Consider the following 15420-nt stretch of genomic DNA (forward strand, 5'->3'; position numbering starts at 1 on the left):
GTCGACGACGGCGGGGGAGCGGGCGGCGGGGGTGGTGGGGGAGGCTTCGGCCGGTGCGTGGGACCGGCCCAGCAGTTGGCGCCGTCACCCGCCACGGCCGTATGGCCGCCGCCCGAAGAACCACCGCCCGGGCCGATCGACGCGTACGCGCAGCTGTCGGCCACGGCCCTTCCGGCGCCGGTGAGGGCGCCAAGGAACAGCGCCATCGCCAGAAATGCCAACACGCGTGTGGCGAGGGGCGGCAGGGCCCGCGAAGTTCCATACACGACGGAGATCATGGGCGCAGGCCGCCCCGCGCATGCGGGAACACGCCCGAATGCCCCGAAGGGATGAGGTGGTCGCGGCGCGGGTTTGACGGCGCGCGCCGCGACCCCGGGCCCTCCCGCCGCGGACGCCGCGGAAAGAAATCTGCGGATCCGTTGAACGCGATGGTCGCCCCCGCCCGTACCTAGGGCCAGGTGTGACGCAAAACGGCGCCACAACATCCAAGCGGACAGCGGGAGTTACAGATGCGGCATCCAAGTGGGCGAGCCCCTCGGGCCAGGCGGAGCGCCTCGCTCGTAGCGACGGCTGCGGCTCTGCTGGCGTTGACGACGGCGTGCGGCCAGGAGAAGGGCGAGCAGTCGCCGAATGGCCAGAACGTGGGCAACGAGGCGCCCGCGAAGGCCGACGGATACGGCGGGGGCGACGGCTACGGGGCGGACGACGGTGCCGCGGAGGGCGGGGGTGCCAAGGCGAAGGCGGCCGGACAGCTCGCCGTATGGGACAGCAAGAAGCTCGGGAAAGTCGTCACCGACAGCGAGGGCTTCACGCTCTACCGCTTCGACAAGGACACCGCCCAGCCGCCCAAGTCCAACTGCGACGCCGCCTGTCTGAAGGCCTGGCCGGCCGTGGCCGCCGACGGGGCCAAGGCGGCGCCCGGCGTCGACGCTTCCCTGCTCGGCGAGGTCACCACCACGGACGGCACCAAGCAGCTCACCATCGACGGCTGGCCGATGTACCGGTTCGCGAAGGACGCCAAGCCCGGCGACGCCAAGGGGCAGGGCGTGGGCGGAACTTGGTACGCGGCCGCCCCCGACGGCAAGAAGGCCTCGGCCGCGCCCGCCGACAAGGCCCCCGACGAGGAGGCCCCCGAAGAGGCGGCCCCCGAGGAGACCGCCCCGGCCGACACCGCGGGCCTGTCCACCCGCAAGGACCCGAAGCTCGGCGAGATCGTCGTCGACAAGAACGGCATGACCGTCTACCGCTTCACCAAGGACTCCGCCTGGCCGATCAAGTCCAACTGCGTGGGCGCCTGCGCCGAGAAGTGGCCCGCCGTCGCCCCCGTCGACAAGTCCGACGCCGTGGGCATCAAGATGAAGGGCTACATGACCTACGACCGCCCGGACGGCGGCAAGCAGCAGACGATCGACTGCTGGCCGCTGTACACCTTCGCGGGCGACAAGAAGGCGGGCGACACCAACGGCCAAGGTGTGGGCGGCACTTGGTACGCCGTGAGCCCGGACGGCAAGGCGATCGGAGCGCCGAAGAAGTAACCTCCCGCGCAGCGCCGAGGCCCCCCAACCTCCCCCACGGCTCTCCAAGGATCCCCAAGGACCCGTAAGCCCCCCCCCACGGAGCACGGCCGACCGGCCCGTATCCCCCCTTATCACAAGGAGGGAGCGGGCCGGTCCGACGTGTGGCATACGGCACTTGCCAAAGGCAGTGACCGAGAACGGACGGCCAATTTCCGGTTTGACTCGCTCCCTTGGCAGACGATCAGTAGCCTCACCCTCGAACATCGGATCGCCCGCGTCGCCCCCCTATGCCTTGGAGTCTTGATGGAGCGTCCCGCCTGGGCCCCGCTCGGCATCGACCTCACGATGCCCAGCGTGTCCCGCATCTACGACTACTACCTGGGCGGCTCGCACAATTTCGAGGTGGACCGGGAGGCCGGCCGCAAGGCGATGGAGTTCATGCCGGGCCTGCCGAAGATCATGCAGGCGAACCGTGCCTTCATGCGGCGGGCGGTGCGATACGCCGTCGGGCAGGGCGTCACCCAGTTCCTCGACATCGGTTCCGGTATCCCCACCTTCGGCAACGTCCACGAGGTGGCGCAGCGGGCCAGCGCGGAGGCGCGGGTCGTCTACGTCGACCACGACCCGGTGGCCGTGGCGCACAGCGAGGCCGTCCTGGAGGGCGACGAGCGGACCGCGGTCCTCGCCGCGGATCTGCGCAAGCCCCGGGACATTCTCGGCAGTTCGCAGGTGGGCTCGCTCCTCGACCTGGACCGCCCGGTGGCGCTGCTGCTCGTCGCCGTCCTGCACTTCGTCGAGGACGCGTACGATCCTTGCGCGGCCGTCGCCGAGTTGAGGGACGCTCTCGCGCCCGGCAGCCTGATCGTCCTCACGCATGCCTCGTACGAAGGGATTCCGGTTCCCCCCGAGCAGGCCGGTGGGACGGTCGGTGTATACAAAGACATCCGCAATCCACTGATCATGCGCTCGCGCGACGAGATCGCGCGGTTCTTCGAGGGGTACGACATGGTGGAACCCGGCCTGGTGCCGATGCCGCACTGGCGGCCCGACACGGCGCCCGAGGAGGAGGACCCCTACTCCTTCTCGGGGTTCGCGGGCGTGGGACTGAAGCGTTGAGCGCCGAGCCGGACGGACCGGAGGGGAGACTCCGCAGGTTCGCCACCATCTGGAGCCGTGCGATCTTCCCCGTGACGGCCACCTCACTGACCCGCCCCGAGTTCGAGCAGCAACTGGTACCGCTCGCCCGGAGGTTGCGCGACGCGCTCCGGGAGCGGGTCTTCGACGCGAAACAGGGCCAGGCCGTCGGCGCCGCCCTCATCGACACGCACTGCACCGATCCCGAGGCGCTCAGCCGCACCCTCGACTGCGTCGACGCCTACCTGGTCCTGTACTGCGGCGGCGACGGCCCCCAGGAGGAGCTGCGGGCCCGCAGCTCCCGCATCCAGCACGCGGTCGCGGCCGGCTTCGCCCAGGCGCTGCGCGAGCGCACCCTCGTCGAGCAGGAGGCCATCTCCCGCGCCGCCCTGAGCGCGCGCAGCGCGGTCGCCGAGGCCCTGCACGCGAGCGAGGCGCGCTTTCGTGCCGTCTTCCACGGCGCCGCGATCGGCATCGGCATCGCCGACCTCGACGGCACGATCCTCGAGGTCAACGACGCGCTGATCCGCATGTTCGGCGGCCTGGAGAACCACCTGCGCGGGCGCAACGCGGCGGAGTGGACGCACCCCGACGACTCTCCCCACGTATGGAAGCTGTACGAGGAGCTGGTGCGCGGCGAGCGGGAGCACTATCGGGTGGAGAAGGCCTTCTACCGCCCCGACGGCACGGTCCTGTGGACCAACCTCACCGTCTCGCTGCTGCGCGACGCGGACGGCCTTCCGCAGTACCAGCTGGCGCTGATGGAGGACACCACCGAGCGCCGGCTGCTCAACCTGCGCCTTCGCTACGAGGCCACGCACGACGCGCTCACCGGGCTGCCCAACCGCACGCTGTTCTTCGAGCGCCTGGAGAAGGCCCTCTCCGCGGGCGGGGGCGCGCGGTTCGGCCTGTGCTACCTCGACCTCGACGGATTCAAGACCGTCAACGACAGCCTGGGACACGCGGCGGGCGACCGGCTGCTCGTCGAGGTCGCCGACCGGCTCCAGTCGTGTGCGACCGCGCCCGGCGAGATGGTGGCCCGGCTCGGCGGCGACGAATTCGTGGCACTCACCACGGGCACCGACACCGAGACCGAGGTGGACGAACTGGCGGGGCGCATCATGAACGCCCTGGCCGCCCCGATCCGCGTCGAGGGCCGCGAGCTGACCGTCCGCGGCTCCATCGGCATCGTGGAGGGCCCGGCCGGTGAGCGCGGCGCGGCGGACGTGCTGCGCAGCGCCGACATCACGATGTACCGCGCCAAGTCCGCGGGCGGCAACCGCTACGAACTGGCCGACCCCGAGGCCGACGCCCGCGCCATCACCCGGCACGGCCTGACCACCGCGCTGCCCGCGGCCCTGGAGCGCGGCGAGTTCTTCATCGAGTACCAGCCGCTGGTGCATCTCGGCGACGGCAGTGTGCGCGGCGCCGAGGCGCTCGTGCGGTGGCTGCACCCGCAGCACGGCATCATCGGCCCCGACCGGTTCATCCCGCTCGCCGAGCACACCGGCCTGATCGTGCCGCTCGGCCGCTGGGTCCTTGAGGAGTCCGTGCGCCAGGCCCGCCTGTGGGAGGCGCGCCCTCTGGACGGGGCCGCCGCCGGGCCGCTCCGCGTCAACGTCAACCTTTCGCCCATGCAGCTCACTCATCCGGGTCTGGTCTCCGACACGGTCGACATCCTGGAGCGCGAGGGCCTGGAGCCGGGCGCGCTCTGCCTGGAGGTCACCGAGTCCGCGCTGATAGGAGCCGACGACGATCTGCTCAAGCCGCTGCGCAGGCTCGCCGAGATGGGCGTGGACATCGCGCTCGACGACTTCGGCACGGGCTACTCCAACCTCGCCAATCTGCGCCGGCTGCCGGTGAGCGTCCTCAAGCTCGACCGGTCCTTCACCCAGGGCATGCAGCACTTCCCGGCCGACCCCGTCGACCTGAAGATCGTCGAAGGGATCGTCTCGCTCGCGCACAGCCTGGACCTCGCGGTCACCGTCGAGGGCGTCGAGACGGGCGCGCAGGCGGACCAGCTGCGGGAGCTGGGCTGTGACACGGCTCAGGGCTGGTACTACGCGCGGCCGGGGCCGCCGGATCGCCTCCACGAACTGGCGCTGGCCGACGCGGTCGGCTGACCGCCGGGGTGGGAGCAGATCAACTCGGGGGGTGCGTGTGGTTCGCCTGGCGGGTGCGTCGTGGTCGCTCGCGCAGTTCCCCGCGCCCCTGACGGGGCGCGGATGCGCCCCGTCAGGGGCGCGGGGAACTGCGCGACCAGCCAACGACGCACCCGCACCTGAAATCCGAGGCACCCTCACCCGCCCTGGGCCAAAAGCATCCGCTGGAGTTCCCGCGCCGCCCGCGGCGGAGCCACATCGCTGCGGTGCGCGAGGGCGATCGTGCGGGACAGGCCCGGCCTGGCCAGCGGGGTCATCCGCAGGTCGGAGCCCGGACGCTCGGCCACCATGCGCGGCACGACCGCGACGCCGAGCCCCGCCCGGACGAAACCCAGCACCGCGTCCATCTCGCCGCCCTCCACCGCGAACTCCGGCTCGAACCCCTCGGCCCGGCAGGCCGCGACGGTCAGTTCCCGCAGGTCGTAGCCGTGCCGGAACATCACAAGGCGCTCACCCTGGAGATCGGCGATGCGTACGCTCCGCCCCAGCCGCCGCGCCCGCGGGGACGACACCACGACCAGGTCCTCCCGCAGCAGCTCCACCGTGGTCAGCGCGGGCGAGGGACTCGGCAGCGGCAGCACCACCAGGGCGAGGTCCAGCGCCCCGCGCGCCAGTTCGCGTACGAGATCGTGGGAACCGCCCTCCTCGATGAGCAGCTGGATCCCCGGATGCCGGTCGTGGAACGCGCGCAGCACATCGGGGAGCAGCCCCGTGCACACGCTCGGCGTCGCCCCGAGACGGATGCGGCCGCGGCGCAGCTGCGCCAGCTCCTGCACCTCGATCCGGGCGGTGTCCGCGTCCGCGAGGATCCGCCGGGCCAGCGGCAGCAGCGCCTCGCCCGCGTCGGTCAACGCGATGTTGCCGCGGGCCCGGCTGAACAGCTCCGCGCCCAGCTCCCTCTCCAGGGCCCTGATCTGCTGCGAGAGCGAGGGCTGGGAGACGTGGACCCGCTCGGCGGCCCGCGTGAAGTGCCGTGTCTCGGCGACCGCGACGAAGTAGTGCAGCTGCTGGAATTGCATAGACGCACGATACGTCGGTCGATAGGCCCAGCCTATTGAGATGAGCCGGACCATCTCTTGGACCGATCGGGACCTTCGGCCGTAGCGTCACTGACATGGCTCTGGCAACGCGGACGGACAAACGGCCGTCCATGACCCGCACGCTCTGGGACTCCACCATCGGCAAGAAGACCGTGATGGCGGTGAGCGGTCTGATCATGCTGCTCTACCTGGTCGCGCACATGGTCGGAAACCTGAAGATCTTCTTCGGCCCCGAGGAGATCAACCACTACGCCCACTGGCTGCGCACGGTCGGCGAGCCCTTCATGCACGAGGAGTGGACGCTCTGGCTGGTCCGCGTGGTCCTCGTCGCCGCCGTCGTCGCGCACGCCACCTCCGCCTACCAGCTGAGCCGCCGCGACATCAGGGCGCGCCCCGCCAAGTACGTCCACAAGAAGGCGCGGGCGACCTTCGCCACCCGCACCATGCGCTGGGGCGGCATCATCCTCGCGCTCTTCATCGTCTGGCACATCCTCGACCTGACGACCGGCACCGTGCACCCCGGCGGCTACCAGCACCTGCACCCGTACCAGAACATCATCGACACCTTCTCCACCTGGTACGGCAACGTCATCTACATCGTCGCCGTCGTCGCCCTCGGCTTCCACGTCCGGCACGGACTGTGGAGCGCCGCGCAGACCCTGGGCGTCGGCACCGCCACCCGCGACCGCGTCCTGAAGCCCCTGGCCAACGGAGTCGCGCTGGTGCTGACCGCAGGCTTCGTCTCCGTACCCGTGGCCGTCATGACCGGACTGGTGAGCTGAACCATGAACAACTCCCGTGAGTACGCCGCCTACTCGACCGGGGAACCGCTCGTCGACGCCAAGGCCCCGAGCGGCCCGATCGCCGACCGCTGGGACACCCGCCGCTTCCAGGCGAAGCTGGTCAACCCCGCCAACCGCCGCAAGCACACCGTGATCGTCGTCGGCACCGGCCTGGCGGGCGGCTCCGCCGGGGCCACCCTCGCCGAACAGGGCTACCACGTCGTCCAGTTCTGCTACCAGGACTCGCCGCGCCGCGCCCACTCGATCGCCGCCCAGGGCGGCATCAACGCCGCGAAGAACTACCGCAACGACGGCGACTCCGTCCACCGCCTCTTCTACGACACCGTCAAGGGAGGCGACTTCCGCGCCCGCGAGTCCAACGTGCACCGCCTCGCGCAGATCTCCGTCGAGATCATCGACCAGTGCGTCGCGCAGGGCGTGCCGTTCGCCCGTGAGTACGGAGGGCTCCTCGACACCCGCTCCTTCGGTGGCGTCCAGGTGTCCAGGACGTTCTACGCGCGCGGCCAGACCGGTCAGCAACTGCTGCTCGGCGCCTATCAGGCGCTGAGCCGGCAGATCGCCGCCGGGAACGTGGAGATGCACCCGCGCACCGAGATGCTCGACGTCATCGTCGTCGACGGGCGGGCCCGCGGCATCGTCGCCCGTGATCTGATCACCGGCAGGATCGACACATACTTCGCGGACGCCGTCGTCCTCGCCACCGGCGGCTACGGCAACGTCTTCTACCTGTCGACCAACGCCATGAACTCCAACGCCACCGCCGTCTGGCGGGCCCACCGGCGCGGCGCCTACTTCGCCAACCCCTGCTTCACCCAGATCCACCCCACCTGCATCCCGCGCACCGGCGACCACCAGTCCAAGCTCACCCTGATGAGCGAGTCGCTGCGCAACGACGGCCGCATCTGGGTGCCGAAAGCGCGCGGCGACCAGCGGCCGCCGAACGAGATCCCCGAGGACGAGCGCGACTACTACCTGGAACGGATCTACCCGTCCTTCGGCAACCTCGTGCCCCGCGACATCGCCTCCCGCGCCGCCAAGAACGTATGCGACGAGGGACGCGGCGTCGGTCCCGGCGGGCAGGGCGTCTACCTCGACTTCGCCGACGCGATCCGGCGCATGGGCAAGAAGAAGGTCGAGGAGAAGTACGGCAACCTCTTCGACATGTACGAGCGGATCACCGCGGAGAACCCCTACGAGGTGCCGATGCGGATCTACCCCGCCGTGCACTACACGATGGGCGGCCTGTGGGTCGACTACGACCTCCAGACCACGATTCCCGGACTCTTCGCGGTCGGCGAGGCCAACTTCTCCGACCACGGAGCGAACCGGCTCGGCGCGAGCGCCCTCATGCAGGGCCTCGCCGACGGCTACTTCGTCCTGCCGTCCACCATCAACGACTACCTCGCGCGCCACCCGCACACCGACGACGTCGACGCCCAGCACCCCGTCGTGCAGGAGGTGGTGGCCGAGACCGAGGACCGGCTGCACCTCCTCCTCGCCGTCGACGGCGACCGCACCCCCGACTCCTTCCACCGTGAACTCGGCGAAGTGATGTGGGAGTTCTGCGGCATGGCCCGCACGGAGACGGGACTGCGCAAGGCCCTGGAGCGCATCCCGCAGATCCGCGAGGAGTTCTGGCGCCGCATCAAGGTCCCCGGTACCGGCGAGGAGTTCAACCAGTCCCTGGAGAAGGCCAACCGCGTCATCGACTACCTCGAACTCGCCGAGCTGATGTGCCTCGACGCCCTGCACCGCGCCGAGTCCTGCGGCGGCCACTTCCGCGAGGAGTCCCAGACCCCGGACGGCGAGGCCGCGCGCGTGGACGAGGAGTTCTCGTACGCGGCCGCCTGGGAGTTCACCGCCACCGGCGACGCCCCCGTCCTGCACAAGGAAGACCTCGTCTTCGAGTACGTCCACCCCACTCAGCGGAGCTACGCATGAAGCTCACCCTGCGCGTCTGGCGCCAGAAGAACGCCGACACCGACGGCGCGATGTCCACATACGAAGTGGACGGCATCTCAGCCGACATGTCCTTCCTGGAGATGCTCGACACCCTCAACGAAGAACTCATCGTCAAGGGCGACGACCCCGTGGCCTTCGACCACGACTGCCGCGAGGGCATCTGCGGCGCCTGTTCGCTCGTCATCAACGGCGACGCGCACGGGCCCGAGCGCACCACCACCTGCCAGCTCCACATGCGGTCCTTCGAGGACGGCGACACCATCGACATCGAACCGTGGCGCGCCGCGGCCTTCCCGGTGGTCAAGGACCTGGTCGTGGACCGCTCGGCGTTCGACCGGATCATCCAGTCCGGCGGCTACATCAGCGCCCCGACGGGCTCCGCGCCCGACGCGCACGCCACGCCCGTGCCCAAGCCGGACGCCGACTCCGCCTTCGAGCACGCCGAGTGCATCGGCTGCGGGGCGTGCGTGGCCGCCTGCCCCAACGGCTCCGCCATGCTCTTCACCTCGGCCAAGGTCAACCACCTCAATGTGCTGCCGCAGGGCGCTCCCGAGCGCGAGACCCGTGTGCTCGACATGGTGGCGCAGATGGACGAGGAGGGCTTCGGGGGCTGCACGCTGACCGGCGCCTGCGCCTCCGCCTGCCCCAAGGGGATTCCGCTGCCTTCCATCGCCGCGATGAACAAGGAGTGGCTGCGGGCCACCCGGAAGGTGAGCCGGTAACTCCGGGGGCGCTAGTCGAGCACGCGGGCCAAATACGGGGCGGTGCGGCTGCCCTCGGCCCGTGCCACCTCCCTCGGCGGGCCCGCCGCCACGATCCGGCCGCCGCCCTCGCCGCCGTCCGGGCCCAGGTCGATGACCCAGTCCGCGCCCGCCACCACCGCCATGTCGTGTTCGACGACGACCACCGAGTTCCCCGCGTCGACCAGCTCGTGCAGGCGGTGGGTGAGGACGTCGACGTCCGCGGGGTGCAGGCCGGTCGTCGGTTCGTCGAGGAGGTAGAGCGTGTGGCCGCGCCGGGCCCGCTGCAACTCGCTCGCCAGCTTGATCCGCTGGGCCTCGCCGCCCGACAGCTCCGTGGCCGGCTGACCGAGCCGCAGATAGCCGAGCCCGACATCGAGGAGCGTCCGCAGACTGCGTACGACGGACGGGGTGTGCGCGAAGAACTCCGCGGCCGCCTCCACCGTGAGGTCGAGCACCTGGGCGATATTCCTCCCGTGGTACGTCACGTCGAGGGTCTCGCGGTTGTAGCGGGCCCCCGCGCAGGCCGGGCAGGGCGCGTAGGTGCTCGGCAGGAAGAGCAGTTCGACGCTGACGAAGCCCTCGCCCTGACAGGTCTCGCACCGCCCGCCCGCCACGTTGAAGGAGAACCGGCCGACGCCGTAACCCCGTGCCTTCGCCGCGTCCGTACCCGCGAAGACCTTGCGCACCACGTCGAAGAGACCGGTGTACGTGGCGAGGTTGGAGCGCGGTGTGCGCCCGATCGGCTTCTGGTCGACGCGGACCAGACGGCCGACCCCCGCCAGCTCCTCGCTGATCTCGCCGACGAGCGTGGACTTGCCCGAGCCCGAGACGCCCGTGACCGCCGTGAAGGCGCCGAGGGGCAGCTCCGCGCGCACGCCGCGCAGGTTGTGCCGGGTGACCGGGCCGACCTTCAACCAGCCTCGCGCGGCGCGCACTTCGCGCACCGGTGCCGGTGACCGGTCGAAGAGGAAGCGAGCCGTCGCGGACTCCCGCACCCCTTCGAGTCCGGCCACCGGGCCGCTGTGCAGCACCCGCCCGCCGTGCTCGCCCGCCTGCGGGCCGACGTCGACGAGCCAGTCCGCATGGCGCATGACGTCCAGGTGGTGCTCCACCACGAAGACGGAGTTGCCCGCGGCCTTGAGGCGGTCGAGGACCGTCAACAGGGCTTCCGTGTCCGCCGGGTGGAGGCCCGCCGACGGCTCGTCCAGCACGTACACCACACCGAAGAGGCCCGAGCGCAGCTGCGTCGCGAGCCGCAGCCGCTGTAGTTCGCCCGCCGACAGGGTCGGTGTGGCGCGGTCGGGGCTGAGATAGCCGAGCCCGAGTTCGGTGACCGTCGCGATGCGGGCCAGCAGGTCGTCGGTCAGGACACGCGCCGACTCGGACGAACGCTCCGCGCCCTCAAGGGCCTTGGCCAGCTCGGAGAGGGGGAGCGCGGCGAGTTCGGCGATCGTGCGGCCCGCGAACGTGACCGCGAGGGCCTCGGGCCGCAGCCTGCTGCCGCCGCACGCCGGGCAGGGCGCGCTCGCCAGGAACCGTTCGGCCTTGGCGCGCAGCGTCTGGCTCTTGGAGTCCGCGAAGGTCTTCATGACATAGCGCCGGGCACTCGTGTACGTACCCTGGTAAGGGCGTTGGATCCGGCCCGCCTCGCGCACCGGGTGCACGGTCACCACCGGCTGCTCGTCCGTGAAGAGGATCCACTCGCGGTCCGCCGCGTCCAGCTCGCGCCACGGCCGGTCCACGTCATAGCCGAGGGTGTCCAGGACGTCCCGCAGGTTCTTGCCCTGCCAGGCGCCGGGCCACGCGGCGATGGCCCCCTCGCGGATGGACAGCGAGGGGTCGGGGACCAGCAGCTCCTCGGTGGTGCGGTGGACCCGGCCCAGGCCGTGGCACTCGGCGCACGCGCCCGCCGCGGTGTTCGGCGAGAAGGCGTCCGAGTCGAGCCGCTCGGCGCCCTCGGGGTAGGTGCCCGCGCGCGAGAAGAGCATCCGCAGTGAGTTGGACAGGGTGGTGACCGTGCCGACGGAGGAGCGCGAGGTCGGCGCCGAGCGGCGCTGCTGGAGCGAGACCGCGGGCGGCAGCCCCGTGATCTCCCCGACCTTCGGCGCGCCCACCTGGTGGATGAGGCGCCGGGCGTACGGCGCCACGGACTCGAAGTAGCGCCGCTGGGCCTCGGCGTAGATCGTCCCGAAGGCGAGCGAGGACTTCCCGGAACCGGATACGCCGGTGAAGACCGCGAGGACATCACGCGGGATGTCCACGTCGACGCCCTGGAGATTGTGTTCCCGGGCGCCCCGGACGCGTACGAACGGGTCGTGGGGGCTGTGCATGGGGGGCTCCGTACGCGGCTCGGGGACAAACCCCACGATTCTAGGCCGTGGGCCCTGGCGCGAGTCGGGCGGGCGCACTGGGCGCACCTGATGCCGGACCCCGGTCACCACCGCAGCGTGCGCAGTTCCCCGGCGGTGGACACGTCCGCGCAGCCCGCAAGGCCCAGCGCGTCGCGGAACTCGTCACCGAGGAGTTCCAGGACGCGCCGCGCCCCCGCCTCCCCGCCCATGGCGAGGCCCCAGACCGGCGGGCGGCCGACCAGGACGCCGCGGGCACCCAGAGCGAGCGCCCGCAGGATGTCCGTACCGCTGCGGACCCCGCTGTCCAGCAGGACCTCGCAGCGCCCGCCCAGGGCCGCTACGATCCCCGGCAGCGCGTCCACGCTCGGGACCGCGCCGTCCAGCTGGCGGCCCCCGTGGTTGGAGACCACCACGGCGTCCACCCCGCACTCGGCGGCACGTACCGCGTCCTCGGGGGCCAGCACGCCCTTGAGGACCAGCGGCAACCGGGTCCGCTCCCGCAGCGCCGCCACCGATGCCCAGGTGAGGGACGCGGAGAAGGCGGCGTCGGTGTGGGCCGCCAGCGCGGAGGAGGGCCCGGCAGGAGCCCGGTGCGCGGCGGAGGGGCCCGCGGCCAGGTGGGCGGCCCGCACATGGTCCGGCAGCGCGAACCGATGGCGCATGTCCCGCAGCCGCCGCCCCATCCACGGCACGTCGACGGTGAGCACGATCGCCTCCACACCGGCCTCCTCGGCCCTGGCGACCAGATCGAAGGCGTGGCCGCTCGCGCGCAGCCAGTAGAGCTGGAACCATACGGCCGCGCCGGTCGCGGTGAGCCGCTCGACCGGGACGCTGGTGAGGGAACTGGCGGTGAACGGCACCCCCGCCGCGTGCGCCGCCCGGACGGCGGCCAGTTCGCCCTCGGGGTGCACGAGCCGCTGATAGGCGACCGGCGCGACCGCCACCGGCATCCGGGCCGGGCGCCCGAGGAGGGTGGTCTCCGTCGTGCACCGCGACACGTCCCGCAGGACACGCGGGATGACGAAGACACGGTCCAACGCGGCGCGGTTGGCGTCGAGCGTGGTCTCGGCGCCGCTGCCCCCGGAGATGAAATCCCGCACGTCGGCGGGGAGCACCGCGGCGGCGGCATGCTCCACGTCGGCGAGACACAGGGCGTCGGCCGGGCGCCGCGCCACCCCGTCAGCGCTGGTGGAATCCACGCTGCTTCGTCCGCTCCAGCTCCACAGCTTCGTAGAGCGCCTTGATGTTCGCGCTGCCGAAGGTCTCGGCGCCCTGGCGCTCGATGATCTCGAAGAACAGCGTGCCCCGCGGATGGTCCGAGGCCGTGAAGATCTGGAAGAGCTGACCGTCGTGGTCCTCCGCCGCCAGTACGTTCGTGGCCCGCAGGTCCTCGAGCCGCTCCGCGCTCAGCGAGACGCGCCGGCCGAGCAGGTCGTAGTACGACGACGGCGTACGCAGGAAGCCGACGCCCCGCTCGGACAGGCCCCGCACCGACTCCACCGCGTCGCCCGCGGAGAACGCCAAGTGCTGGACGCCCGCGCCCTGGTGGCTCTTGAGGAACTCGTCGATCTGTCCGCTCGCGGCGGACGTGTCCGGCTCGATGAGCGTCAGCGTCACCGTGCCCGACCGGCTCTGCACCGCCGTCGACTCCATCGCCTGGGCGCCGACCGTGATGCGCTCCTGGAAGATGTCCCGGAAACCGAGCGCGTCGCAGTAGTAGTCGACCATCGGCCCGAGGTCGCCCGCGTGCAGGCACACCGCGATGTGGTCCAGCTCCAACAGGCCCGTGTCCGAGGCCGGTTCACGGCTCGCGTCCGGCACGGGAACATAGCCGACCGGAAGGCCGGGACCCGCCCCGGGAGCGCGCTGTACGAGCGTGTGGACGACGTCCCCGAAGCCGCGCACCGCCGCGGTGACCGCCGGGCCGTCGCCGGGGTGCCGCTCCGGGGACCGGTGCGCCAGGGCGCCGCGCGCGACGGCCGCGTGGAAGGCCGCCTCCGGGTCGGCGGTGCGCAGGGCGATGTCGGCGACGCCGTCGCCGTGCCCCGCGACGTACGCCGAGGCGGGGTGCTCGTCCGACGTCGCCTGCGTGAGGACGAGAGTGATCTGCCCCTGGCGGAGCGCGACTCCGCGATGGTCCGCGGACGTGCTCTCACCGACCACGGTGAAGGCGTACCGGTCGACCCACGAGGACGTCGCCCTCGCCAGGTCCTCGACGTACATCTCGACGTAGTCGATCGACAGGTCCGACAGGGGATTCTCGGTGCTCTCGGGGTTTGCCAATTCGCTCATGAATGGCTCCAGATCCGGAGAGAAATGAGTTTTCCGGGGACCCTACGAGCCCGGCATCGCGTCTGGCTACGAAGGAAATGGACGGCCGCCTTTGGAGGCGACGCCCTTTGCCGTTATTAACCGTCCAGAATAAAGTGAGCGACCTTTCTCTTTATGGTCGTTGGCCTTTCGAGCGGGTGATGTTCAGTGATGCGCACCATGACCGTCATCGGCACCGGTCTGATCGGCACGTCCGTCGCGCTCGCCGTGAGCAGGCGGGGCGTGCGGGTATTCCTGGCCGACCGGGACCCCGCCGCCGCGAGGACGGCCGCCGCGCTCGGCGCCGGCCTCGCGCGAGACCCCGGGGAGACCGTCGACCTGGCGGTGATCGCCGTCCCGCCCAGTCAGGTCGGGGCCGTCCTCGCCGAGGCGCAGGAACGCGGTCTCGCCCGCACGTACACCGACGTGGCGAGCGTGAAGGCGGGGCCCGAGCAGGCGGTGCTGCGCGGTGCCCCCGAACCCGCCCGCTACATCGGCGGCCACCCCCTGGCGGGCCGGGAGCGTTCGGGCCCGCTGGCCGCCCGTGCCGAACTGTTCCGTGACCGCAACTGGGTGCTCACGCCGTCCCGGCTCGCCTCGGACGACGCCTTCGAACGGGCCTTGGAACTGGTCGCCCTGTGCGACGCCGTCCCGATCGTGATGCGCAGTCGGGACCACGACGCCGCCGTGGCCGTGACCTCCCACGTACCGCATCTGATGGCCAGCCTCGTCGCGGCCCGGCTGCGGGAGGGCCCCGCCGGTCTCTCCCGCGTCGCGGGGCAGGGGCTGCGCGACGCCACCCGGATCGCCGGCGGCGACTCCCGGCTGTGGGGCGACATCCTTCAGGCCAACGCCCCGGCCGTCGCGGGCGTTCTCAAGGACCTGCACACCGATCTGTCCCGCCTCGTCCCCGCGCTGGACGCGCTCGCCCGGCCCGGCGGCGCGGACCGCGACCTCGGCATGCGGGCGCTGGTGGACCTGCTCGACCGGGGCATCTCGGGCCTCGCGGAGATCCCTGGGCCACCGGACGGCGAGAGCTACGGGATGCGGGTGGCCGTCGCTGAGCGCCCCGGAGAGCTGGCGCGGCTCCTCGCCGCCGTCGCGGACCTCGGCGTCGCGGCGGAGGACGCCGCGGTCGAGACGTCCGTCGCGGGCACCGGATTCACCGTGCGGTTCGCGGTTCCCGCCCGAACGGCCGACAAGCTGGCGGACGCGCTCGGCGCCGGGGGCTGGGACGCCGTATGGGATCCGGCTCGTCCAAGTGCGCGAAACGGGCGGTTGGACGATGTTGTCGGTCCGTCGGGATTCGTGTGACTCTGAGCGCCGGATGCCGAATTCTCACTGACTGCTGACTGCTGACTGCTGACTGCTGACTGCTGACTGCTGACTGCTGACTGC

Annotated in this window: 11 protein-coding genes and 1 pseudogene; 7 read left to right on the forward strand and 5 right to left on the reverse strand. The window is 71.4% G+C overall.

The features are described 5' to 3' along the window. Positions 1 to 266 (reverse strand): annotated as a pseudogene (locus IG54_RS43265) (hypothetical protein); the annotation flags it as partial. Positions 267 to 509: 243 nt separating this feature from the next. Between IG54_RS43265 and IG54_RS0133030 the strand changes: the two are divergent. From IG54_RS0133030 to IG54_RS0133040, 3 genes are all read left to right on the forward strand, one after another. Beyond that, entirely contained in the window at positions 510 to 1535 is a 1026-nt protein-coding gene (locus IG54_RS0133030) for an SCO0930 family lipoprotein (protein ID WP_030793298.1), read from the forward strand. Positions 1536 to 1820: 285 nt separating this feature from the next. Continuing rightward, complete coding sequence (locus tag IG54_RS0133035; RefSeq protein ID WP_030793301.1) at positions 1821 to 2633, forward strand: SAM-dependent methyltransferase; 813 nt, start codon at positions 1821 to 1823, stop codon at positions 2631 to 2633. Then, positions 2630 to 4774 carry a putative bifunctional diguanylate cyclase/phosphodiesterase gene (locus tag IG54_RS0133040; protein WP_030793304.1) on the forward strand — a complete coding sequence of 715 codons (2145 nt, stop codon included), beginning with the start codon at positions 2630 to 2632 and terminating at the stop codon, positions 4772 to 4774. Before IG54_RS0133035 ends, IG54_RS0133040 begins: the two co-directional genes overlap by 4 nt. A 176-nt stretch (positions 4775 to 4950) precedes the next feature. Here IG54_RS0133040 and IG54_RS0133045 read toward each other — a convergent pair whose 3' ends face one another. Then, a complete protein-coding gene (locus tag IG54_RS0133045; protein WP_030793307.1) occupies positions 4951 to 5832 on the reverse strand; it encodes a LysR family transcriptional regulator in 882 nt (293 codons plus the stop codon). Positions 5833 to 5927: 95 nt separating this feature from the next. Here IG54_RS0133045 and IG54_RS0133050 point away from each other — a divergent pair, with 95 nt between their 5' ends. From IG54_RS0133050 to IG54_RS0133060, 3 genes are read left to right on the forward strand one after another with little or no spacing between them, the layout of a single operon-like run. Continuing rightward, entirely contained in the window at positions 5928 to 6635 is a 708-nt protein-coding gene (locus IG54_RS0133050) for a succinate dehydrogenase (RefSeq protein ID WP_078594794.1), read from the forward strand. Positions 6636 to 6638: 3 nt separating this feature from the next. Further along, the gene (locus tag IG54_RS0133055; protein ID WP_030793313.1) at positions 6639 to 8597 is read left to right on the forward strand and encodes a fumarate reductase/succinate dehydrogenase flavoprotein subunit; all 1959 of its coding nucleotides are present in this window, start codon (positions 6639 to 6641) and stop codon (positions 8595 to 8597) included. After that, positions 8594 to 9340 carry a succinate dehydrogenase/fumarate reductase iron-sulfur subunit gene (locus IG54_RS0133060; protein WP_030793315.1) on the forward strand — a complete coding sequence of 249 codons (747 nt, stop codon included), beginning with the start codon at positions 8594 to 8596 and terminating at the stop codon, positions 9338 to 9340. The genes IG54_RS0133055 and IG54_RS0133060 overlap by 4 nt, the downstream gene beginning before the upstream one ends. 11 nt (positions 9341 to 9351) lie before the next feature. On the opposite strand, the gene IG54_RS0133065 is transcribed toward IG54_RS0133060, so the two are convergent. The 3 genes from IG54_RS0133065 to hppD form a co-directional block, all read right to left on the reverse strand. After that, positions 9352 to 11691 carry an ATP-binding cassette domain-containing protein gene (locus IG54_RS0133065; protein ID WP_030793318.1) on the reverse strand — a complete coding sequence of 780 codons (2340 nt, stop codon included), beginning with the start codon at positions 11689 to 11691 and terminating at the stop codon, positions 9352 to 9354. Positions 11692 to 11795: 104 nt separating this feature from the next. Next, positions 11796 to 12911, reverse strand: a complete 1116-nt coding sequence (locus IG54_RS0133070; RefSeq protein WP_234336443.1) for an alpha-hydroxy acid oxidase — start codon at positions 12909 to 12911, stop codon at positions 11796 to 11798. Continuing rightward, positions 12892 to 14004 carry a 4-hydroxyphenylpyruvate dioxygenase gene (hppD, locus tag IG54_RS0133075; protein ID WP_051820278.1) on the reverse strand — a complete coding sequence of 371 codons (1113 nt, stop codon included), beginning with the start codon at positions 14002 to 14004 and terminating at the stop codon, positions 12892 to 12894. The genes IG54_RS0133070 and hppD overlap by 20 nt, the downstream gene beginning before the upstream one ends. A 189-nt stretch (positions 14005 to 14193) precedes the next feature. On the opposite strand from hppD, the gene IG54_RS0133080 reads away from it, so the two are divergent. Next, positions 14194 to 15336: a prephenate dehydrogenase gene (locus IG54_RS0133080; RefSeq protein WP_063756295.1), complete on the forward strand. Its 1143-nt coding sequence runs from the start codon at positions 14194 to 14196 to the stop codon at positions 15334 to 15336. Positions 15337 to 15420 lie beyond the last annotated feature (84 nt).

The sequence above is a fragment of the Streptomyces sp. NRRL S-920 genome, from assembly GCF_000717945.1.
Classification (GTDB): domain Bacteria; phylum Actinomycetota; class Actinomycetes; order Streptomycetales; family Streptomycetaceae; genus Streptomyces; species Streptomyces alboniger.

What these genes read in the sequence shown, in the direction of transcription:
- hppD (WP_051820278.1), bottom strand. Translation starts at nt 14,004, where the DNA reads ATGAGCGAATTGGCAAACCCCGAGAGCACCGAGAATCCCCTGTCGGAC.
- IG54_RS0133050 (WP_078594794.1), top strand. Translation starts at nt 5,928, where the DNA reads ATGGCTCTGGCAACGCGGACGGACAAACGGCCGTCCATGACCCGCACG.
- IG54_RS0133055 (WP_030793313.1), top strand. Translation starts at nt 6,639, where the DNA reads ATGAACAACTCCCGTGAGTACGCCGCCTACTCGACCGGGGAACCGCTC.
- IG54_RS0133030 (WP_030793298.1), top strand. Translation starts at nt 510, where the DNA reads ATGCGGCATCCAAGTGGGCGAGCCCCTCGGGCCAGGCGGAGCGCCTCG.
- IG54_RS0133035 (WP_030793301.1), top strand. Translation starts at nt 1,821, where the DNA reads ATGGAGCGTCCCGCCTGGGCCCCGCTCGGCATCGACCTCACGATGCCC.
- IG54_RS0133080 (WP_063756295.1), top strand. Translation starts at nt 14,194, where the DNA reads ATGCGCACCATGACCGTCATCGGCACCGGTCTGATCGGCACGTCCGTC.
- IG54_RS0133045 (WP_030793307.1), bottom strand. Translation starts at nt 5,832, where the DNA reads ATGCAATTCCAGCAGCTGCACTACTTCGTCGCGGTCGCCGAGACACGG.
- IG54_RS0133060 (WP_030793315.1), top strand. Translation starts at nt 8,594, where the DNA reads ATGAAGCTCACCCTGCGCGTCTGGCGCCAGAAGAACGCCGACACCGAC.
- IG54_RS0133065 (WP_030793318.1), bottom strand. Translation starts at nt 11,691, where the DNA reads ATGCACAGCCCCCACGACCCGTTCGTACGCGTCCGGGGCGCCCGGGAA.